We start from the raw sequence: 18278 nt of genomic DNA on the forward strand, positions 1-18278 counted from the left end.
AAGAACGCGGCTCGACTTCGAGGGAGAAGAGAATGACGAAACAGCTCAACCGGTCCTTCGGCCGCCTCGCCCTGCTCGTGGGCGCGCTGGCGGCGGGTTCGGCGCTCACGGCATGCTCGAACGACGACAGCGATCCGGGTGCGGCGACGCAGGAGCCCGCGACGGTCTCGATCACCATTCCGAGCCCGACCAGCGCGCAGGTACCGAACCCCGACCAGATCACCGCGGAGGCCGCGCAGCAGCTCTGCGACATGATGCGCGCCGATATCGGCACCTGGCGCGATCAGGGCGCCACGGTGGCCAAGGTGACGTTCAACGGCACCGTGCACAATTGGGCGGCCCGCAACGGCGGCCTGAACGACGTGGTCGTCACCGACCGCGGCAGTATCGACGCCGTCACCACGCAGAACTGCCCGGACGTGCGCCAGCAGGCGGTCGAGGCGCTCGACGTGCCGGATCTGGCCTCGGCGCTGGCGGGGTTCGGCCGATGAGCGGCGCGGGCAGGCCCGGCCGGATGGGCATCGCCGTGCTGGCGGCGCTGGCGGTGTGCGCGGGCGGATGCGGCGACGAGCCGGAGAAGATCGTGAACAAGGGCGGTGACACCCCCTGCAACGAATACGTCGCCCAGGACGCCGACAAGCAGCGCGTCACCACCGAGAAATTCCTCGAACAGGAACGCGAAGGCGACGGGACACCCGACGCCAGGACCGTCGATGCCGCGATCGCGGCGATCAAGCTGATGTGCGCGGCCCAGGCCAACCCGGACACCCCGATCCGCAAAGCCGATCTCACCGGCATCTTCGTGCCGAAATAGCGCCCTCGCAAAGACCGCTCCCGCCAGGGTCATCAGGCGCCGAACCCGGTGGGAGTACCGCCGGACTGCTGCGCGAACCTCGCCAACGGCGTCGAGGACGCACTGACCGGCGGGCTTCGAGACGCATCTACCTCGAAGCTTCGTGGCACACCCGCCCCGGACCGCCGACGACGTCGATCCGGCGGCGGGTCCATGCCCCGAGCGCCGAATCTGGAGGCATCCTGTGACTGTCACGCTCGCGCTGCGCGCTCACGGGCTGCGGGAGCTGCTGACCGCGATTCCCGCGCTGCGCGCGTTACACGAGGCCGAGCCGCGCCACCGGCTCGTCCTCGCCGCACCCGGCTGGCTGCGGCCGGTGATCGATTTGGCGGATTGCGTCGACGACCTGCACGCCACCCCGATGGCGGAAGCCCTGCGCTGGAACGCGCCACCGCCCACTTTCGCGGTCAACCTGCACAGCGGCGCGGCCGACGGCATCGGTGCACTGGTCGCGACCGATCCGGAGCGGACGATCACCCATCGCCACAAAGACTTTCCCCAGCTGCCCGGCCCGCGGTGGGAGCCCGGCTTGCACGAGACCGTGCGGTGGTGCCGACTGCTGGAATGGGCGGGTATCGCCGCCGACCCGGCGCGACTGGACATCAGACCGCCCGCGGAGTGCACCGGCGAGCGACGCGACATCGTCGTCTATCCAGGCGGTGCGCCCGCCCGGCGCTGGCCCGCCGACCGGTTCGCGGCCGTGGCGGCCGGCCTGCGCGACTGGGGCTGCCCGGTGCGCGTCGTCGGCAGTGCCACCGACCGTCCGCTCGCACGCGAAGTCGCCGAACGGGCCGGATTGCCCGAAAGCACCGTGCTGGCAGGACAACTCACGCTACGCCAGCTGGCCGTGACAGTGGCCGACGCGGCCCTCGTGCTCAGCGGCGACACCGGTGTCGGGCATCTGGCCACCGCGTTCGGCACCCCGTCGGTGCTGATCTTCGGCCCTGATTCGCCCGCGATCTGGGGACCGCCGCCGGAGCGTGCGGCACACGTCGCCCTCTGGGCCGGACAGGTAGGCGACGCACCGGTCGGCACTCCCGCGCCGGGGCTGGAGATGATCAGCGCCGCCGAAGTGCTCGCCGCAGCGGATCGACAGCTCAGCCGCGCGGTGCGGGTGTGACGAGGATGCGGCCAGGGCGTTTCACCCCGTCGAGACCGGCTATGCCGGGCTTATGACGTCCCTATGGTTGCACGAAGCGCAGGTCCCGGCGCGGTTGCGGTTGACGCCGGGATCGCGCTTCGACACGGTGGTGATCGGCGGTGGGCTCACCGGGCTGGTGACCGCGCTGCTGCTGGTCGAACGCGGTGTCGAGGTGGCCGTCGTCGAGGGCAGGCGCGTGGGAGCGGGGACGACCGGCGCCACCACCGGCAAAGTCAGCCTGCTGCAAGGGACTCGGGCTCAGCAGATCGCCCGGCACCATTCCGACGACGTGCTGCGCGACTATGTGGCGGCCAATCGCGAAGGCCAGGAATGGCTGCTGCGGTTCTGCGCCGCGCACGGCGTGGAGGTCGATCGCGTCGCCGCGTTGACCTACGCGCAGAGCGAGGACGAGATGTCGGCCGTGCGCGCCGAATACGCCGCCACCCAGAAGGCGGGTCTGCCCACCGAACTGCTGAGCGACCTGGACGTCCCGTTCCCCGCGCACGGCGCGGTCCGCCTGGCCGACCAGGCACAACTGGACCCGATGGCGCTGCTGGCCGCGCTCGCGGCCGATGTGGAGGCCCACGGCGCGCCGATCTACGAATCCACCCTGGTACGCGGCGTGCAGCACGGCGCGAAGGGCGATCTCGTCGTCTCCACCGAGCACGGGGACCTCGGCGCGCGCCGGGTGGTGCTGGCCACCGGCATACCCATCCTCGACCGCGGCGGGTTCTTCGCCCGTCTGGTCCCGCAACGTTCCTATCTGGCGGCGTTCACCCTGGACGAGCCGATTCCGCGGGACATGTACATCAACGCGGGCAGCCCCACCCGCTCCCTGCGTCGCGCTCAGGGGCCGGACGGCGAACTCTTGCTGGTCGGGGGCAACGGCCACGTCGTCGGACGGGGCGGATCGACCCGCGAGAAGGTGGAAGACCTGGTGCGCTGGACCCGCACCTGGTTCCCCAGCGCCGAGCCGACGCACCGCTGGTCGGCCCAGGACTACTCGCCCGTCGCCGAACTGCCCTACGTGGGTCCGCTGCTGCCCGGACAGCAGGAGATCCAGGTGGCCACCGGCTACGCCAAGTGGGGCCTGACCAATGGCGTCGCCGCGGCCATCGCCCTGGCCGGACGGCTCACCGGAGCGCCGCCCCGCTGGGCGGGCGCGCTGGCCAGCTGGCGGACCGACGAACTCAAAGCGCTTCCCGCGGTCACGAAGGCCAACGGCTCCGTGGCGCAGCATCTTTCGGCGGGCTGGTTGCGCGTCGCGACGCACCACGACGGCGGCGCTCCGCCCGAAGGCTGCGGCACGGTGCTGCGCGAGGGCCTGCATCCGACCGCCGTCTGCACGGTGGACGGCAGCACCAACCGGGTCTCCGCCGTATGCCCGCACCTGTACGGCATCGTCAACTGGAACGACGCCGAACGCACCTGGGACTGCCCGCTGCACGGTTCGCGCTTCGCCGCCGACGGCACACTGCTCGAGGGCCCGGCCACCAGTTCGCTCACCCCCTTGCAGGTGCCGCGCGATTCCGAGTGAGCGCACCGGAGCGGTGGGACGACGAGTCAGTCCCGCAAGGGCTCGGCCTCGGTCAGTATTCGATCGACCGTCTCCGCGACCGTCAGATCCGATGTGTCGAGCCACAGGCCGATGCGGGGCGTGCTCTCGCGCAGCACCCTGTCCAGGGCCGCGACGGTGAATTCGTCGTAGGCGTCCTTGCCGCGCCCGGCCTCCCGTGCGGCGACCACCGCGGGGCGCGGCGCGAGCACGACGACATAGAGCGGCCGGGTGCGGATGAGTTCCGCCGTCCAAGGCAGGAATTCGCCCAGGACGACGTCTTGCAGGACCGCCGTGAATCCGGCTTCGGCATACGCGTCGGCCGTCGCCGCAGCCAGGCGATGCCGCAACCGCAACTGGGCGAGCGCCTCGGGCGACGGGTCTGCGCTCATCTCCGCGCGCCCGCGCACCACGAAGCGGCGGAACGCGTCACCGCGTACGTGCGCCGAGCGCGGCAGCCGTTCGGCCAGTGCCTGGGCGACGGTGGATTTACCCGCGGCCTGGATGCCGGTGACCAGGTAGACAGCCGATGTCATGGCGTCGATCTTGGCGATCGGGCGCGGCGACGTCCACTGGTTTCCGGTCGTCGGCTCCGGTGGGCTCAGCTCGCCGCGGCGCCGGTCTTCTCCTGGACATAGCGGTGCATCGCCCAGTTCAGCCCGCGCATCGCGAGGATGTAGGCGGGCGGGAAGTACCGCTGCGCCCAGAAGCCCACGCGGATGTCGGGCGAGGTGAAGATCAGGTAGCGGTCGCGCTCGACGCCGCGCACGATCGATCGGGCCGCGGCCTCCGGGGTGACCGCGTGCCGCATGAACAGCGCGATGCCACGCTGCACCGCCTCGGCCGTGCGGTCCACGCCCGCGATATCGACGCTGTCGACCATGGGCGTGGCCATCGCGCCGGGGCACACCAGGCTGACGCCGATGCGGTGGCGCGCCAAATCGAAGCGCAGCACCTCCGACACGCCACGCAGGCCGAACTTGCTCGCGCTGTAGGGCGCGTGCCAGGGCAATCCGAACAGGCCCGCGGCGGAGGACACGTTGACCACGTGGCCGCCGCGTCCGGCCGCGATCATCGGCGGAACGAACGATTCGATCACGTGGATCGGGCCCATGAGGTCGATGTCGATGGTGCGCCGCCATTGGCTGTGGGTCAGCCGGTCGACGGTGCCCCACGTAGCGATACCCGCCACGTTCATGACGATGTCGACGCTGCCGACCACGTCGTGCGCCTCGGCCGCCAGCGCGACGACCTGGTCGTAGTCACTGACGTCGGCGGCCGTGGCCAAGTGGACGGTCGCGCCCGCGACGCGCGCGTCGGCGGCGGTCCGGGCCAGTCCCTCGGCGGCGATGTCGGTCAGCACGAGCGCGGCGCCCTCGGCCGCGGCCGCGAGCGCCGTGCTGCGACCGAGACCGCTGGCCGCGCCGGTGATCAGACAGGTTTTCCCGGCGAACTTCGTCATAGTCGACGACCATACGCAACCATGAACACCGCTGTCTATGGAACTGCGGAACGGCTTTCCCACGGGACGGGAGCCAGCGCGACCGTGATGTTGTCACCGCCGCCGCAACGCAGCGCGAACTCCGCCAGCGCGGTCGCCGCCGCCCCTGGAGCCGCGTCGCCCACCTGCTCGGCCAGCGCGGTGGGAGCGGGCGCGTAGTTCCACAGCCCGTCGGAGCACAGCAGCAGCATGCCGGGTCCGCCGAAGCGCGCCGTGCGCACGCAGTTGTCCGCCCACGGCTGCGCCGGGCTGTCCGCGCCGAGCCAGCGGATCAGCGTGTGCGCCCTGGGGTCGGCCATCGCGGCGCGCTCGTCCATCGCCCCGGCGTCGACCAGCGCCTGCGCCCACGAGTCGTCCACGCTCAACCGCTGGGCGGGCTCGCCGCCCTCGGCGGCGGGCAGCCAATATGCCCGGCTGTCGCCCACGTTGGCCACGGTGACGTCGGTCTCGGCGCCGTGATGGGAGACGATCGCGGACACGTAGGTGCACGAGGGCGCCGGACCGTCCGGAACGTCGACATCGCGCACAGCCTGCGCCGCGGCCGCGAGTCCGGCCATGATCGCCTCGGTCGCGGGCTGTCCGGCGACGAGCGCGGCGGCGGTGGCGCCGACGCCCGCCCGGACCGCCGCGCCGGAGGCCACCTGCGGTCGCGACGAGGTCGACACGCCGTCGCTCACCGCGATCACGACGGTCGTCGGCGCCCCGGGCACCACGGCTTCGAGCACCCCGGCGGCCACCGCGTCCTCGTTGCGCGCGTGGACGATGCCACGATCGGTGAGCACCGCGACCGCGCCGAGATCGGTGTCGAAGCGATCCGGCAGCGCGCGGGACCGGCCGCATTGCGCGCAGCGGCCGTCGTCGTGGAAGCGGTCTCCCCCGCACTCGGCGCACGGCGCCGAATCCGGCCCGGGCAGCGCGACGTACCGATATCCGAGTTCGCGGCCGCACGACGCGCATCGGCGGCTGTCGAGTCCGGCCGCCGAGCATCCCGCGCAGCGTAGGTCGGCGCTCTCCTCGCTCATCGGACCGTTTCCCTCGCCGAGGGCGCCGTGGCGCCCGCGGTATGCTCCGGAAGTCGTTGGCCCAACCGTAACCACAGTGGCTCGTTGCTGGTGCGAACTTCCACACCCTCCTCCTTCATCTCCCCGGCAGGCCGACTCCGATCGCGATAGTACGGGAGCGTGCCCGGGGTCGAATCCCAGTACTGGATCGACCCGGGCGCTGCCCGGCAGCACGATAGCGGACGGTCTGCCCGCGCCGCCGCGGTACGGCTCGTTCCGCCGGAGGGCCCGCCCGGTGGGGAGCCGCTGTGGCTCAGACCAATTCGGGCGTGCGGCGCGATTGCCTGCCGCGGGAGCGGAACGTCTGCGGCGGGCAGCCCTGCCAGCGGCGGAAAGCGCGGATGAAGGAGGCCGCCTCCGCGTAGCCGAGCCGGGCGGCGACCTGTTCGGTGGTCATGTCGGTATGCGCGAGCAGTACCTCCGACATGGTGTGGCGCACTTCGTCCAGCAGTGCCCGGAACGACGTCCCCTCCTCGTGCAGCCGCCGCGAGAGGGTGCGCGAGCTCATGTACAGATCCAGGGCGACCGTCGCCTGATCGGGGATCTCACCGGGAGTGCGCACCAGGCGCGCGCGCACCGACGCCGCGACGCCGGTGCGCGCGCGGCGCTTGTCGAGCAGGTCGCGGCACAGTTGCCCGCAGGTGTCCCGCGCCGCGTCGTTCGCCGGTGGCAGCGGCAGGTCCAGCATCCCGCGATCGAAGACCACCGCGCTCACCGGTGCGCCGAAAACCGGCGCGACGCCGAAGATGTCGCGATAGCGCGTGAGGTCGCGCGGGGACGCGTGGCGAAAACTGACCCGCCGCACCGGGACGCCGAAGGAGAACAGCTCTCGGTCGAACGCCGGCAGCCCCGCCAGCGTCGCCTCGGCAAAGAACGCCCGCGTGCCCACCGGGAGGTCGCCGTCCTGGAACACCAGTCGCGCTTCGCCGTCAGCTTCCTCGACCGTCAACCGTCCGAACGGCACCGTGCGACCTACGCACCGCAGTCCCACCTCGATCAGCTCGCGCGGCGTCCGGCTGCCCAGCAGCGCGAGCCCCCACGGCCCGCGCGACCGCAGGTGGTGGCGGACCGCCGCGGCGAGACCGAGCCCCGGCTCGTCGCCGAAGCGGCCGAGCACCGTGTGCACGATCCGCAGTTCGTCGTGCGCGGTGATCTCGGCGGACGGGTCACCCAGTTCGGCGGGCGCCAGCGCCGTACCGGCCAGGCACTCCGCGGGCGCCACGCCCCGCTCTCCGGCGATGCGCACCAGAGCGCGCACGCCGACGGTACTGCGGAGGGAATCCCGATCGACCATGCTCGCGTCCTCGATGAAGCGGTACTGCGCGGTATCGGCGCAATGTATCAATCGGGTGTCCGGCGCATCGGCGGTTCGCCGAAATGGCGTCCGGCAGCTACTGCGGCACAGTCTTTTTCGATCCGCGCGGTCGAGTTCAATCTCGCACGGTGATGCCGACCGAACGCGCGAAGGCGGGCGCGAGATCCATCAGTTGCAGACTGGTGATCGTCACGCCACGCAGGCTGTCGAGCCCGTCGGTGACGTCGAGCGCGGTCGCACCGCGCAGGTCCACCTTCGCCAGCCGGGCTTTGCGCAACGACAGCCGGACCAACGCCGAGCCGGGCACCGTCACCTCGGTCAGGGCGGCTTCGGCGAAATCGCAATCGCGCAGCACACAGTCGACGAAGGACACCTCGCGCAACTGAGCCCCGCGGAAGTTGACCGAGTCGAACTTGCACCCTTCGAAACGGATCCGTCGCAGGTTCGCGCCCGCGAAGTCGACGCCGGACATCGCACCCGAGACCACCTCCCCGTCGAACCAGCCGGTGTCGGCCAGTTCGGTGCCCACCCAGCGCACGTGACGCAGCCACACGTCGGTGAAGCGGCTGTAGCGCAGACTGCCCCTGGTGAAGCCGACCGAGGTGAACACCGACTCGTTGAATCGCGCGTGCCGCACGTCGAGGTCGTCCAGTTCGCCGCCGTCCACCCGGAGGCAGTCGTAGTCACCTTCCGCCTCGAGGTCGCCGTCCAGGTCGGTCAGATACCGCGCGTAGGGCAGGTCGTCGAGTTCGCGCGCCATGCGCACCTCCAGTTCGTCCACGAGGATCGGTCGACCGAGTATCGCGGTCCACCACGACAAGTTCCGTCCCGCTTCGACGCGACCGGTCGGCGCTCAGGTGGCTCGGAACGCGGGTAGCGCTGCTGCGGGGCGCTCATCGCCCGCTCCGCCGCCGTCGGACTTGCCTGGCGAGCGCCCGCGGTGTCGCCTACGACCGCGCAGCCGCGGCGCGCCGGGTCCACCGGCTGAGCGTGCGATGACTTCCGCGCGGATCCGTCGGGCGGCGCGCCGCAGCTCGTGTCACCGGGCATACAGGGTGCTCATCCAGATGTGGGTGAGCGCCTCGACCAGCGTTTCCTGGTCGTCGAACGGGGACTCCTCGACGGCGGCCAAGTAGTGCAGGCGTTCCCCGATCCAGGTCAACGCTGTGGCGAGCGCTTTCGTGTCGGGGATGTCGTCGCGCAACAGGCCGGCGGCGCGGTCGGCTTCGAGGCCCGCGGTGGTCGCTCGGGTGAACGTGTCCATCTGCTCGGACCACAGCGCGGTGAGCGCCGGGTCGCTGCGCCAGTTCTCCACGATCGCGCGCAGGACGGGGGCTTGTTCCCGCCACAACCGGGCGCTCGCGGCGACGCCGTGCGCCACGGTGGCGCGGCGCGAGTCCTCCCCTGCGCGGCCCAGTAGCGGGTGCGCGGTTTCGTGTCCGCGCGCCACGGCTTCGCGCACCAGTTCGGCCAGGACGTCGTTCTTGCCTGCGAAGTAGAAGTAGAAGCTGCCGCGGGCGACCCCGGCCTGCTTGAGGATGTCGGCCACGCTGAGTTCGTCGAACCGCCGCTTCGCCAACAGGTCCCGAGTGGCGTCCAGGATCTGCCGCCGGACGACCCTGTCTTCGTCCCGGCGCGGACGCCGGTCCGCCGAATCACCCGTTGCCGCCATCGGGTCACCGTAGCAGAGCACCTGCACGAGTTGTCTATACAAATCGTCTAGACAACTCGTACAGTGAGATACGTTGCGGGACAACGACCCGCGCTCACAGACGGGATCGGCCGATGACCAACTCCTCCGCCCTCGACACCGCCCCGCTGCGGCGTGCGTTCTCCAGCACGCGCGCCGTGCTCGCGGAAGTTCGCACCGACCAGCTGGCCGCGCCGACGCCGTGCGCGTCCTGGGACGTGAGCGCCCTCATCGCACACTTCATCGGATCGGCGCGTTGGATCGCCGACGTGGTCCGCGGCACCGAACCCAGCGGCGCGAGGAACTACGCGGCGAGCGAGCACCTCGACGCCTACGACGACAGCGGCCGGGCCGCGCTCGCGGCCCTCGACGACATCGAGGACGCTGGTGTAGCGGTTTTCGGCGGTCTGTCCGCGGCCGGGTTGCTGGCAATGTCCACGCAGGATCAGTTCGTTCACGGATGGGATCTCGCACGCGCCACCGGACAGTCCACTGATCTGGACCCCGACTTGGCCGGAGCACTTCTCGCCGCGGCGCGAAACTGGGTCGACGACAAGTACCGCGGCCCCGACGGCGTGGGACTCTTCGGCCCCTCGGTGGAAGCTCCGGCCACCGCGACTCCCGCCGACCGGCTCGCCGCTTTCCTCGGCCGCTCCTTGTGATCCGCTCGAACGCCTGACGCCCCGCACCCGTCGCTGATCAGCGCAACGTGCGTATCCAGCGGCGGGTGTCGGCGGGGTCGATGACGTCGTCGACCTCGAGCACGGTGGCGGCGGTGAGGGCCTTGCCGTTGGCGTAGGCGAGTTGGACGAGGTTGTCGAAAGCCTTCTGACGCTCGTTCGGATCGTCGATCGCGGCCAACTCCTTGGCGAAGCCGAGACGGACAGCGCCTTCCAGGCCCATGCCGCCGATTTCCCCGGTGGGCCAGGCGACGACGAATCGGGGCGCGCGGAACGAGCCCGCGGCCATGGCCTGCGCGCCGAGGCCGTAGCCCTTGCGCACGATGACGGTTCCCAGCGGGACCGAGAGCGCGGCCGCGTCGATGAAAAGGCGGCTGAATTTCGTGACCGTGGCGTCCTTTTCCGCTTCTGGTCCGACCATGAAGCCCGGTGTGTCGCAAAGGGAGACGATCGGCAACCCGTGGATGTCGCACAGGCGCAGGAACATGCTGAGCTTGTCCGCGGCGGGAGCGTCGATCGCGCCGCCGTGATGATGGCAGTTGTTGGCGATCAATCCGAAGGGCCGCCCCTCGACGCGGATCAGCGCGGTGACGATCCCCGCACCCCAGTCGCGGCGCAACTCGAGTACCGACCCCACATCCGCGACGGACTCGACGGCGGCGCGAATGTCGAACGCGCGCAATCGGTTCTCCGGGACCACGTGCCGCGCCAGGCGCGGGTCCGGCGCGGTCCACTCCTCGATCGCGCCTTGAAAGTAGGCCAGATAGCGGCGGGCGGTGGCGACGGCCTCGGCTTCGTCCGCCGCGACGATGTGCACGACGCCGTTGCGGCGCTGCACCTCGACCGGCCCGATGTCCTCCGGGGCGTACACACCGAGCCCGCCGCCCTCGATCATGGCGGGACCGCCCATGCCGATATTCGCGTCGGGCGTGGCGATCACGACGTCGCACATGCCGAGCAGTGCCGCGTTGCCCGCGAAGCACCGCCCGGAGACGATGCCGATCAGCGGAACCCGGCCCGAGAGCGCGCCCATCGCGCGGAAAGTGGTGACATCGAGGCCGGAGATGCCGGAGTAGTCCGTGTCGCCCGGCCGGCCGCCGCCGCCCTCGGTGAAGAAGATCACCGGAAGTCGTTGCTCGCGAGCGAGTTCGAGCATCCGATCGGTCTTGACGTGGTTGCGCATGCCCTGCGTGCCCGCCAGCACCGTGTAGTCGTAGGACAGCACCACCGCGCGGGACCGGTCGGGACCGAATCGTTCGGCGTCGATGGTCGCGACGCCCGCGATCAGCCCGTCCGCCGGCGTGTTCGCGATCAGGTCCTCTTGGCTGCGGCGCAGTCGTTGCGCGGCGACCGCGAGCGCGCCGTACTCGACGAAGCTGTCCGCGTCGACCAGGTCGGCGATGTTCTCGCGCGCGGTGCGCCGCCCGAGCCGATGCCGCTTCGCGACCGCCTCCGGCCGGGATTCGTCCTGCACGAGACGGTGGCGAGCGTCGACCTCGGCGAGATCGGCGCGCAGGGAGTCCATATCCACCGCGACCTGGTCGATGACCTCTCCGTCGTGTTCGGCGGCCACGAAGACCAGCAGCGGCGCGTGCGGATCGACCACCGCGCCCGGCGTCGCGACCTGGCGGCACACCCGCAGATCCCGTTCGGCGCGCACCACGTGCTGCATCTTCATGGCTTCCAGCACCGCGACCTCGCCACCCGCGGGAACGATCGCGCCCGGCTCGGCGACGGCGACCACCGTGCCGCCCATCGGCGACAGCACCGGGTGCTCGTCGTCGGCCAGCGTCAGGGCCGTCGCCGCGGCTCCCGCGCTGGGCGCGGCGGGCACGAGACTCGGGAAATCCGCGGCGCGTCGCACCATTTCATCGAGGTGCCGCTCGAACCACGTGGTCGGCACGACGCGGGCGTCCGCCAGCTCCGCCAGGACCGCGCGCAGCACCGCGGCATTGGTGTCCACACCGGCCACGACGGTCTCGGCCAGCGCGTCCGCGCATCGGCGCAGCGCCGCCGGATACGACGGACCGGACGCGACGATCTTCGCCAGCAGGGAGTCGAAGCGCGCGTCCTGCCGCATCCCGGCGAACGCGGCCGTGTCGACCCGCACGCCGCTGCCGGTGGGCGGCGCGAAGTGGGTCAGCGTGCCGGTGCCGGGCAGCACGTCGCCGCCCGCGGTGAGGATCTCGGCGTTCACACGCGCCTGCACCGCGTAGCCGCGTGCCGAACCGGGATCGGGCAGCGCCAAGTCGGCCAGCGTGGCTCCGCGGGCGAGATCGCATTGCACGGCGACCAGATCGAGCCCCGTGACCACTTCGGTCACCGTGTGCTCGACCTGCAAACGCGGGTTGACTTCGAGAAACCACGCGTCCTCGCCGCGCACCAGGAACTCGACGGTGACCACACCGCGACAGCCGACGGATTCGGCGACCCGCACGGCCCAGCTGTGCAACCGCTCCCGCAGTGCCACGGACAGCTCGGGAGCGGGGGCCACTTCGACCAGCTTCTGCTGTCTGCGCTGCACACTGCAATCGCGGTCCCCCACGGCCGCCGCCGCTCGGCCGTCGGCGACGACCTGCACTTCGATGTGGCGTGCGCCGGTGATCAGCGCCTCCGCGTAGACACCGTCGTCACCGAATCCGGCCAGCGCCTCCGCGCGGCAGCGCTCGAACGCGTCCGGGAGGGAAGATGCGTCGCGCACCGCCCGCATGCCACGCCCTCCGCCCCCCGCGGCGGCCTTGACCATCACCCCATCGGGATACGCGGACAACAACTTCTCGACTTCGGCGATCTCCGCGCCGCGGCGGGTTGCCGGGATCACCGGCACCCCCGCGCGCTCGGCGGCCGCGCGAGCCGCGGTCTTGTCACCGAAGACGCCGAGCGCCTCGGCCGACGGCCCGACGAACACCAGGCCGGCCGCGGCGCACGCCCGCGCCAGTTCCGCGCTCTCACTGAGGAATCCGTAGCCCGGGTGGACGAGCGCGCCCGGCCCCGCCTTCCTGGCCGCCGCGACGACCGCCGCAACGTCGAGATAGGCGGCGGCTCCGATGCCCGGCAACTCCACGGCTTCGTCGGCCAGGCGGACGTGCAGCGCGTGCTGTTCCTCGGCGGTGTACACCGCCAGGGTGCGCCAACCCCGCTCCCGGGCGGTGCGCAGCACCCGAACCGCCACTTCTCCCCTGTTCACCACGACGACCTGCATGCCGCACAGTGTCGTTGACATTGACGTCAACGTCAATATGCGCGACGATGAGCCGCGTGACCCAGTCCACCTGGTCGGTGCGCGCCGCGCGAGAGCGCTCGCAGACCTCCCGGCATCGCGACCTGCTCGACGCCGCGGCCCGGGTCTTCGCCGAGCGCGGCTACGACAACACCACGGTCGCCGCCATCACGGCGGAGGCGGGCGTCTCCCGCGCGACGATGTACGTCTATTTCGCCTCGAAGGAGGAGATCTTCTTCGCGCTGGCCGAGCGGGTGCGCGACGACTTCCTCGCCGCCCAGGAGCCGGGTATCGAGGACGACGACCCGCGCACGATGTTGCGCGCCACCATCGAGTCCTTCGCCGACGCCGTCGCGGCGGCGGGACCGCTGCTGCGCCTGATCGACGAACGCGGAGCGGTGGATCCGAAGGTGGCCGCGCTGGCCGAGGAGATCACCGAGCGCCCGATCCGCCGCTTCACCCGGTATCTCCAGCACCAGCTCGACGCGGGCCGCGTCGCGCCGGCGGTAGCGCCGCGCGTGATCGCGGAGACCATCGGCTACGCCCTCACCGCGGGCGTGCTGGCCCGACGGAACGCCGACGAGCCGACCCGCGCCGAGTATCGCGACGCCATGGCGACGGTTGCGGAAACTCTGCTGGGTCTGTAGCGCACGAGGACGCGCGCGACGCTTCCGGTCCGCGCCGAGTTCGGCGTTCCGTGCAGTTGTCCGAGCTCGCGGCGGGCACCTCGTCGTGCCCGCCGCGGTGAACCGCCGGGCCGCGCTCAGGCGCTGCGCGTGCCTTCCAGCCGCCGGGCGGCGGTCGGCGTCTGCTCGGCGCGACCGAAGGAGAGCACCCCGTCCTCCAGCGCGCCCTTGCGCAGCAGTTTGCGATCGCGGAAGTAGTTGTTGATCACCTGCCACGGGCCGTTGGTGCCCTGCCGCGGCATCACCGCGTCACCGCGCTGGATGTAGCCGGAGGTCAGCGCACCGCCCATCACCGAATCGGCGCCTCGATCGCGGTCGGTGGCCACGGCCTCGACCCGGGTGAAACCGTGCGCCTTCATGTGGTTGAGCACGCGGCAGAAGTACTCGGCGGCGAGGTCGGCCTTCAGCGTCCAGGACGCGTTGGTGTAGCCGAGCACCATCACCGCGTTCGGCACGCCGTCGAGCATCGCGCCCTTGTAGACCACCCGCTCGCGGGTGACCACCGGCTCGCCGTCGATCTCCACGCTCATGCCGCCGAGCATCTGCACGCTCAGACCGGTCGCGCTGATCACCAGGTCGGCGGGCAGTTCCTCGCCGGAGGCCAGGCGGATGCCGGTCTCGGTGAACGTCTCGATGCGGTCGGTGACGATGGACGCTTTGCCATTGCGCAGCACCTTGAACAGGTCACCGTTGGGCACCACGCACAGGCGCTGATCCCACGGGTTGTAGGACGGGGTGAAGTGGCGCATGTCGATATCCCGGCCGACCTGCATGCGCACGGCGGCCAGCAGCAGCTTCTTGGCCGCCTCCGGATTGGTCCGGGACAGCTGGAAGCTGGCGCGCTGCAGGGCGATATTGCGCGCCCGCCCGATCCGGTAGGCGAGCTTCTCCGGCACCTTGGCGGCTTTCATCCCCACCGCGACCGGGTCCTCGGCGGGCAGCGCGGTGATGTACGTCGGCGAGCGCTGCAGCATGGTGACGTGCGCCGCCGCGTCGCTCATGGCCGGGATCAGGGTGATCGCGGTGGCACCGGAGCCGATCACCACGACCCGCTTGCCGGTGTAGTCGAGGTCTTCGGGCCAGTGCTGGGGGTGCACGATCTGCCCGGCGAAGTTCTCTTCACCGGGGAACGTCGGGCGGTAGCCGTTGTCGTAGTCGTAGTAGCCGGTGCAGCCGACCAGGAAGTTGCCGGTGTAGACCTCGGTCTCACCGGTCTGCTCGTCGAGCGCCTCGACCGTCCAGGTGGCCGTCTCGCTGGACCAGCGCGCCGTGGTCACCTTGCGGCCGAACCGGATGTGCTCGGTGACGCCGTATTCGGCCGCGGTCTCCTCGATGTACCGGCGGATGTTCGGCCCGTCGGCGAGGACCTTGGTGCCGTTCCACGGACGGAAGCCGTAGCCGAAGGTGTACATGTCGGAGTCGGAACGGATGCCGGGGTAGCGAAACAGGTCCCACGTGCCGCCGATGGCGGTCCTGCGTTCCAGGATCGCGTAGCTGCGTCCGGTCTGCTCCTTGGTGAGATGGCAGGCCATGCCGATTCCGGACAGCCCAGCGCCGATGATCAGTACGTCGACATGCCGCGTCATTGAGGTACTCGTTTCGTCCGTCCGCCTCGCACACCGTGGGGTGCGTGCTGAAGCCAGATTACGTGTTATCCGGGGTTACGTCTAGGCCCGGAATAGTGACACGCACCGGCACACGAATAAAAACCGGCCTGGTTCCAACCCGTGACCCGGGCCGGTCGAGCGCCCAGCATTGAGCACTGCGGCGCGCCCACAAGGCGCACCGTCTCGTTCTGTCCCGCTATCCGAGGTATCGGGTCCGTCATCGGCGCGGACCAGTGCTTCGCACGCGCGGCGGTCACACGGTGACCCGGCCGCGGTCTCCGGAAGGGAGTTGGCTCCGCATGAGTCTGTCGTTCCACTGGTTCCTGCCCACCTACGGCGATTCCCGCGGGCTGGTCGCGGGCGGGCACGGCACCTTCATGTCCGGCGACCGCCCGGCCACCCTGCGGTACCTGAACCAGATCGGCGCCGCGGCCGAGGACAACGGCTTCGAGGCCGTGCTCACCCCCACCGGCGCGTGGTGCGAGGACGCCTGGCTGACCACCGCCATGATGGTCGAGACCACCGAGACGCTGAAGTTCCTGGTGGCCTTCCGCCCCGGGCTGGTCAGCCCGACGCTCGCGGCACAGATGGCGGCGACGTTCCAGCGGCACTCCGGAGGCAGGCTACTGCTCAACGTGGTGACCGGCGGCGAACCACACGAGCAGCAGGCATACGGCGACTTCCTGGACAAGACCCAGCGTTACGCACGCACCGGCGAGTTCCTGCACGTGGTCCGGGAGCTGTGGACCTCCACCGAGCCGGTGACGTTCGAGGGCGAGCACGTCCGGGTACGCCAGGCACTGCTGAGCAACCGTCCCGATCCGGTGCCGCCGGTGTTCTTCGGCGGTTCCTCCGAACCGGCGGGCCCGATCGCGGCCCGCTACAGCGACACCTACCTGACCTGGGGCGAGCCGCTGCTGGCGGTGAGCAGGAAACTCGAGTGGATCCGCCGTCTGGCCGTCGACCACGGACGCGTACTCGACTACGGCCTGCGCGTCCACGTGATCAGCCGGGACACCTCCGAGCAGGCGTGGGCCGAGGCAGATCGCCTGCTGGCCGGCATCGACCCGGCCGACATCGAGCGGGTGCAGGCCAGTCTGGCGCGCAGCGAATCCGAAGGTCAGCGGCGAATGTCGGAACTGCACGGCGGCAGCACGGAGCGACTGGAGATCGCGCCCAACCTCTGGGCGGGCGTCGGGCTGGTGCGCGGCGGCGCGGGCACCGCGCTGGTCGGCTCGCACGCCGAAGTCGCCGATCGGCTGGCCGAGTACGCGCGGCTGGGCATCCGGCACTTCATCCTGTCCGGTTACCCGCATCTGGAAGAGGCGTACTGGTTCGGCGAAGGCGTGCTGCCGATCCTCGAGCGCAGGGGCCTGTGGCGGCATCCCAACCGCACCGCCCGCGTCGCCGCCGCCACGCCTTTCGCGGCGTCCTCCAGCAGCTGAGCGCTCCGCGGCCACCGGCCGCAACACCCCAGTTATTCCCACGGGGGGCGGCGCGGCGAGAATGGTCCATCGGTTCGGCACACCGGCCGCGACCGACGGACCGTTCTCGTAAGGGAGTCATGACCACCGATTCAGCCCGGCGATGGCGCCGGCGCCTGCCCGACACCGCGACCGAGGCGGGCGCGCCCACGCTGGCGCGCAGGCTCGGACGACTCGATCTCACCGCCATGGGCGTGGGCACCATCGTCGGCGCGGGGATCTTCGTCATCACCGGCGTGGCCGCTGCGGAGAAGGCCGGGCCCGCCATCGTGCTCTCCTTCGTGCTCGCGGGAGCGGTGTGCGTGCTGGTGGCGCTGTGCTACAGCGAACTCGCGGCGATGGTGCCGGTCTCCGGCAGCGCCTACACCTACACCTACGCGACCCTCGGTGAGGGACCGGCGTTCCTGGTGGGCTGGAACCTGCTGCTGGAGTTCGTCATCGCGGGCGCCGCGGTGGCCATCGGCTGGTCCGGGACCACCGTGTCCGCGCTGGACTCGCTGTTCGGCCTCACCATCCCGCACGCGGTCACCGCCGGGCCCGCCGAGGGCGGAGTGGTGAATCTGCCCGCGGTCGTGATCGTCGCCGTCGTCGTCGCGGTGCTCGCCGGAGAGGTGACGTTCACCGCGCGCATCACCAAGGCGCTGGTCGGGGTGACCATCGGCGTGCTCGTGCTGGTGGTCGTCATCGGCGCACCGCACGTCGACGTGGGCAACTGGACCCCGTTCGCCCCGTTCGGGATCGGGGGCGTCATCGGCGGGGCGGCGATCGCGTTCTTCGCCTTCCTCGGATTCGACGTGGTCGCCGCGTCGGCGGAGGAGGCCCGCGAGCCGCGCCGCGACGTGCCGTTCGCCATCATCGGCACGGTGCTCATCGCCACCGCGCTCTACGCGCTGGTCAGCGCCGTGCTCACCGGCATGGTGCCGTTCGCCACGCTGAACAACAGCGCGCCGATCGCGACCGCGTTCGGCGCGGTGCGCATCGGCTGGATCGGCGACGTCATCGTGATCGCCTCGATCGTCGCGCTGACGAAGGGCCTGCTGCTGATCGTGTACGCGCAGGTGCGGTTGATGTTCGCGATGTGCCGCGACCGGCTGCTGCCCTACCGCCTCGCGGCGACCGGGAAACGCTCGACTCCGGTACGACTGACGGTGCTGCTCGGTGCGGTGGGCGCGGTGATCGCGGGCCTGCTGCCGATCGACATCGTGGTGGAACTGGTGAACATCGGCGCCCTGTCGGCGTTCGCGGTGGTATGCGTGGGCGTGCTGGTGCTGCGCCGCGTGGAGCCCGAGCGCGAACGCCCGTTCCGCACCCCGCTCGTGCCGCTGGTTCCAATCCTCGCGCTGATCGGTTGCGTCCTGCTCGCCACCACACTCGAGGCGCTGACCTGGGTGCGGTTCGGGGTGTGGGTGCTGGTGGGCATCGCGGTCTACCTCGGATACGGCCGTAAGCGTTCCACCCTCGCCGAACCCCACCCCGGATCCTGAG

Annotated in this window: 16 protein-coding genes; 8 read left to right on the plus strand and 8 right to left on the minus strand. The window is 70.9% G+C overall.

The features are described 5' to 3' along the window. Window positions 1-32 precede the first annotated feature (32 nt). From HOV91_RS18160 to HOV91_RS18175, 4 genes are all read left to right on the plus strand, one after another. Window positions 33-491 carry a hypothetical protein gene (locus tag HOV91_RS18160; RefSeq protein WP_174186591.1) on the plus strand — a complete coding sequence of 153 codons (459 nt, stop codon included), beginning with the start codon at window positions 33-35 and terminating at the stop codon, window positions 489-491. Continuing rightward, window positions 488-814 carry a hypothetical protein gene (locus HOV91_RS18165; protein WP_246350349.1) on the plus strand — a complete coding sequence of 109 codons (327 nt, stop codon included), beginning with the start codon at window positions 488-490 and terminating at the stop codon, window positions 812-814. The genes HOV91_RS18160 and HOV91_RS18165 overlap by 4 nt, the downstream gene beginning before the upstream one ends. Before the next feature lie 223 nt (window positions 815-1037). Next, window positions 1038-1973, plus strand: a complete 936-nt coding sequence (locus tag HOV91_RS18170) for a glycosyltransferase family 9 protein (RefSeq protein WP_174186592.1) — start codon at window positions 1038-1040, stop codon at window positions 1971-1973. A 52-nt stretch (window positions 1974-2025) separates the two neighbouring features. After that, window positions 2026-3531 carry an FAD-dependent oxidoreductase gene (locus tag HOV91_RS18175; RefSeq protein WP_174186593.1) on the plus strand — a complete coding sequence of 502 codons (1506 nt, stop codon included), beginning with the start codon at window positions 2026-2028 and terminating at the stop codon, window positions 3529-3531. Between the two features lie 26 nt (window positions 3532-3557). Here HOV91_RS18175 and HOV91_RS18180 read toward each other — a convergent pair whose 3' ends face one another. From HOV91_RS18180 to HOV91_RS18205, 6 genes are all read right to left on the minus strand, one after another. Beyond that, window positions 3558-4085, minus strand: coding sequence for an AAA family ATPase (locus tag HOV91_RS18180; RefSeq protein WP_174186594.1), 528 nt, complete (start codon window positions 4083-4085; stop codon window positions 3558-3560). 65 nt (window positions 4086-4150) lie between these two features. Further along, complete coding sequence (locus HOV91_RS18185) at window positions 4151-5011, minus strand: SDR family oxidoreductase (protein WP_174186595.1); 861 nt, start codon at window positions 5009-5011, stop codon at window positions 4151-4153. A gap of 35 nt (window positions 5012-5046) precedes the next feature. Continuing rightward, complete coding sequence (locus HOV91_RS18190) at window positions 5047-6072, minus strand: PP2C family protein-serine/threonine phosphatase (RefSeq protein ID WP_246350351.1); 1026 nt, start codon at window positions 6070-6072, stop codon at window positions 5047-5049. A gap of 292 nt (window positions 6073-6364) precedes the next feature. Beyond that, the gene (locus HOV91_RS18195) at window positions 6365-7405 is read right to left on the minus strand and encodes an AraC family transcriptional regulator (RefSeq protein ID WP_174186596.1); all 1041 of its coding nucleotides are present in this window, start codon (window positions 7403-7405) and stop codon (window positions 6365-6367) included. A gap of 136 nt (window positions 7406-7541) precedes the next feature. After that, complete coding sequence (locus HOV91_RS18200; RefSeq protein ID WP_312884676.1) at window positions 7542-8207, minus strand: pentapeptide repeat-containing protein; 666 nt, start codon at window positions 8205-8207, stop codon at window positions 7542-7544. A 258-nt stretch (window positions 8208-8465) separates the two neighbouring features. After that, window positions 8466-9098, minus strand: a complete 633-nt coding sequence (locus HOV91_RS18205; protein WP_174186597.1) for a TetR family transcriptional regulator — start codon at window positions 9096-9098, stop codon at window positions 8466-8468. 113 nt (window positions 9099-9211) lie between these two features. On the opposite strand from HOV91_RS18205, the gene HOV91_RS18210 reads away from it, so the two are divergent. Continuing rightward, the gene (locus HOV91_RS18210) at window positions 9212-9778 is read left to right on the plus strand and encodes a TIGR03086 family metal-binding protein (protein ID WP_174186598.1); all 567 of its coding nucleotides are present in this window, start codon (window positions 9212-9214) and stop codon (window positions 9776-9778) included. Between the two features lie 37 nt (window positions 9779-9815). On the opposite strand, the gene HOV91_RS18215 is transcribed toward HOV91_RS18210, so the two are convergent. Continuing rightward, the gene (locus HOV91_RS18215) at window positions 9816-13019 is read right to left on the minus strand and encodes an acetyl-CoA carboxylase family protein (RefSeq protein ID WP_246350353.1); all 3204 of its coding nucleotides are present in this window, start codon (window positions 13017-13019) and stop codon (window positions 9816-9818) included. Between the two features lie 35 nt (window positions 13020-13054). Between HOV91_RS18215 and HOV91_RS18220 the strand changes: the two genes are divergently transcribed. After that, window positions 13055-13663, plus strand: a complete 609-nt coding sequence (locus tag HOV91_RS18220) for a TetR/AcrR family transcriptional regulator (protein ID WP_174186599.1) — start codon at window positions 13055-13057, stop codon at window positions 13661-13663. Between the two features lie 116 nt (window positions 13664-13779). On the opposite strand, the gene HOV91_RS18225 is transcribed toward HOV91_RS18220, so the two are convergent. Then, window positions 13780-15288, minus strand: coding sequence for a flavin-containing monooxygenase (locus HOV91_RS18225; protein ID WP_174186600.1), 1509 nt, complete (start codon window positions 15286-15288; stop codon window positions 13780-13782). 320 nt (window positions 15289-15608) lie between these two features. On the opposite strand from HOV91_RS18225, the gene HOV91_RS18230 reads away from it, so the two are divergent. Together HOV91_RS18230 and HOV91_RS18235 are read left to right on the plus strand one after the other, a co-directional pair. After that, window positions 15609-16754, plus strand: coding sequence for an LLM class flavin-dependent oxidoreductase (locus HOV91_RS18230; RefSeq protein ID WP_174186601.1), 1146 nt, complete (start codon window positions 15609-15611; stop codon window positions 16752-16754). A gap of 119 nt (window positions 16755-16873) precedes the next feature. Then, window positions 16874-18277 (plus strand): amino acid permease, encoded by a 1404-nt coding sequence (locus HOV91_RS18235; RefSeq protein WP_174186602.1) that lies wholly within the window; start codon window positions 16874-16876, stop codon window positions 18275-18277. The last annotated feature ends 1 nt before the right edge of the window (window position 18278 follow it).

This window comes from Nocardia barduliensis (genome assembly GCF_013315795.1).
In the GTDB taxonomy this organism is placed as follows: Bacteria; Actinomycetota; Actinomycetes; order Mycobacteriales; family Mycobacteriaceae; genus Nocardia; species Nocardia barduliensis.

Coding starts and splice junctions, on each gene's coding strand:
- HOV91_RS18160 (WP_174186591.1), top strand. CDS start 33: ATGACGAAACAGCTCAACCGGTCCTTCGGCCGCCTCGCCCTGCTCGTG.
- HOV91_RS18165 (WP_246350349.1), top strand. CDS start 488: ATGAGCGGCGCGGGCAGGCCCGGCCGGATGGGCATCGCCGTGCTGGCG.
- HOV91_RS18175 (WP_174186593.1), top strand. CDS start 2,026: ATGACGTCCCTATGGTTGCACGAAGCGCAGGTCCCGGCGCGGTTGCGG.
- HOV91_RS18180 (WP_174186594.1), bottom strand. CDS start 4,085: ATGACATCGGCTGTCTACCTGGTCACCGGCATCCAGGCCGCGGGTAAA.
- HOV91_RS18185 (WP_174186595.1), bottom strand. CDS start 5,011: ATGACGAAGTTCGCCGGGAAAACCTGTCTGATCACCGGCGCGGCCAGC.
- HOV91_RS18190 (WP_246350351.1), bottom strand. CDS start 6,072: ATGAGCGAGGAGAGCGCCGACCTACGCTGCGCGGGATGCTCGGCGGCC.
- HOV91_RS18195 (WP_174186596.1), bottom strand. CDS start 7,405: ATGGTCGATCGGGATTCCCTCCGCAGTACCGTCGGCGTGCGCGCTCTG.
- HOV91_RS18205 (WP_174186597.1), bottom strand. CDS start 9,098: ATGGCGGCAACGGGTGATTCGGCGGACCGGCGTCCGCGCCGGGACGAA.
- HOV91_RS18210 (WP_174186598.1), top strand. CDS start 9,212: ATGACCAACTCCTCCGCCCTCGACACCGCCCCGCTGCGGCGTGCGTTC.
- HOV91_RS18215 (WP_246350353.1), bottom strand. CDS start 13,019: ATGTCAACGACACTGTGCGGCATGCAGGTCGTCGTGGTGAACAGGGGA.
- HOV91_RS18225 (WP_174186600.1), bottom strand. CDS start 15,288: ATGACGCGGCATGTCGACGTACTGATCATCGGCGCTGGGCTGTCCGGA.
- HOV91_RS18230 (WP_174186601.1), top strand. CDS start 15,609: ATGAGTCTGTCGTTCCACTGGTTCCTGCCCACCTACGGCGATTCCCGC.
- HOV91_RS18235 (WP_174186602.1), top strand. CDS start 16,874: ATGACCACCGATTCAGCCCGGCGATGGCGCCGGCGCCTGCCCGACACC.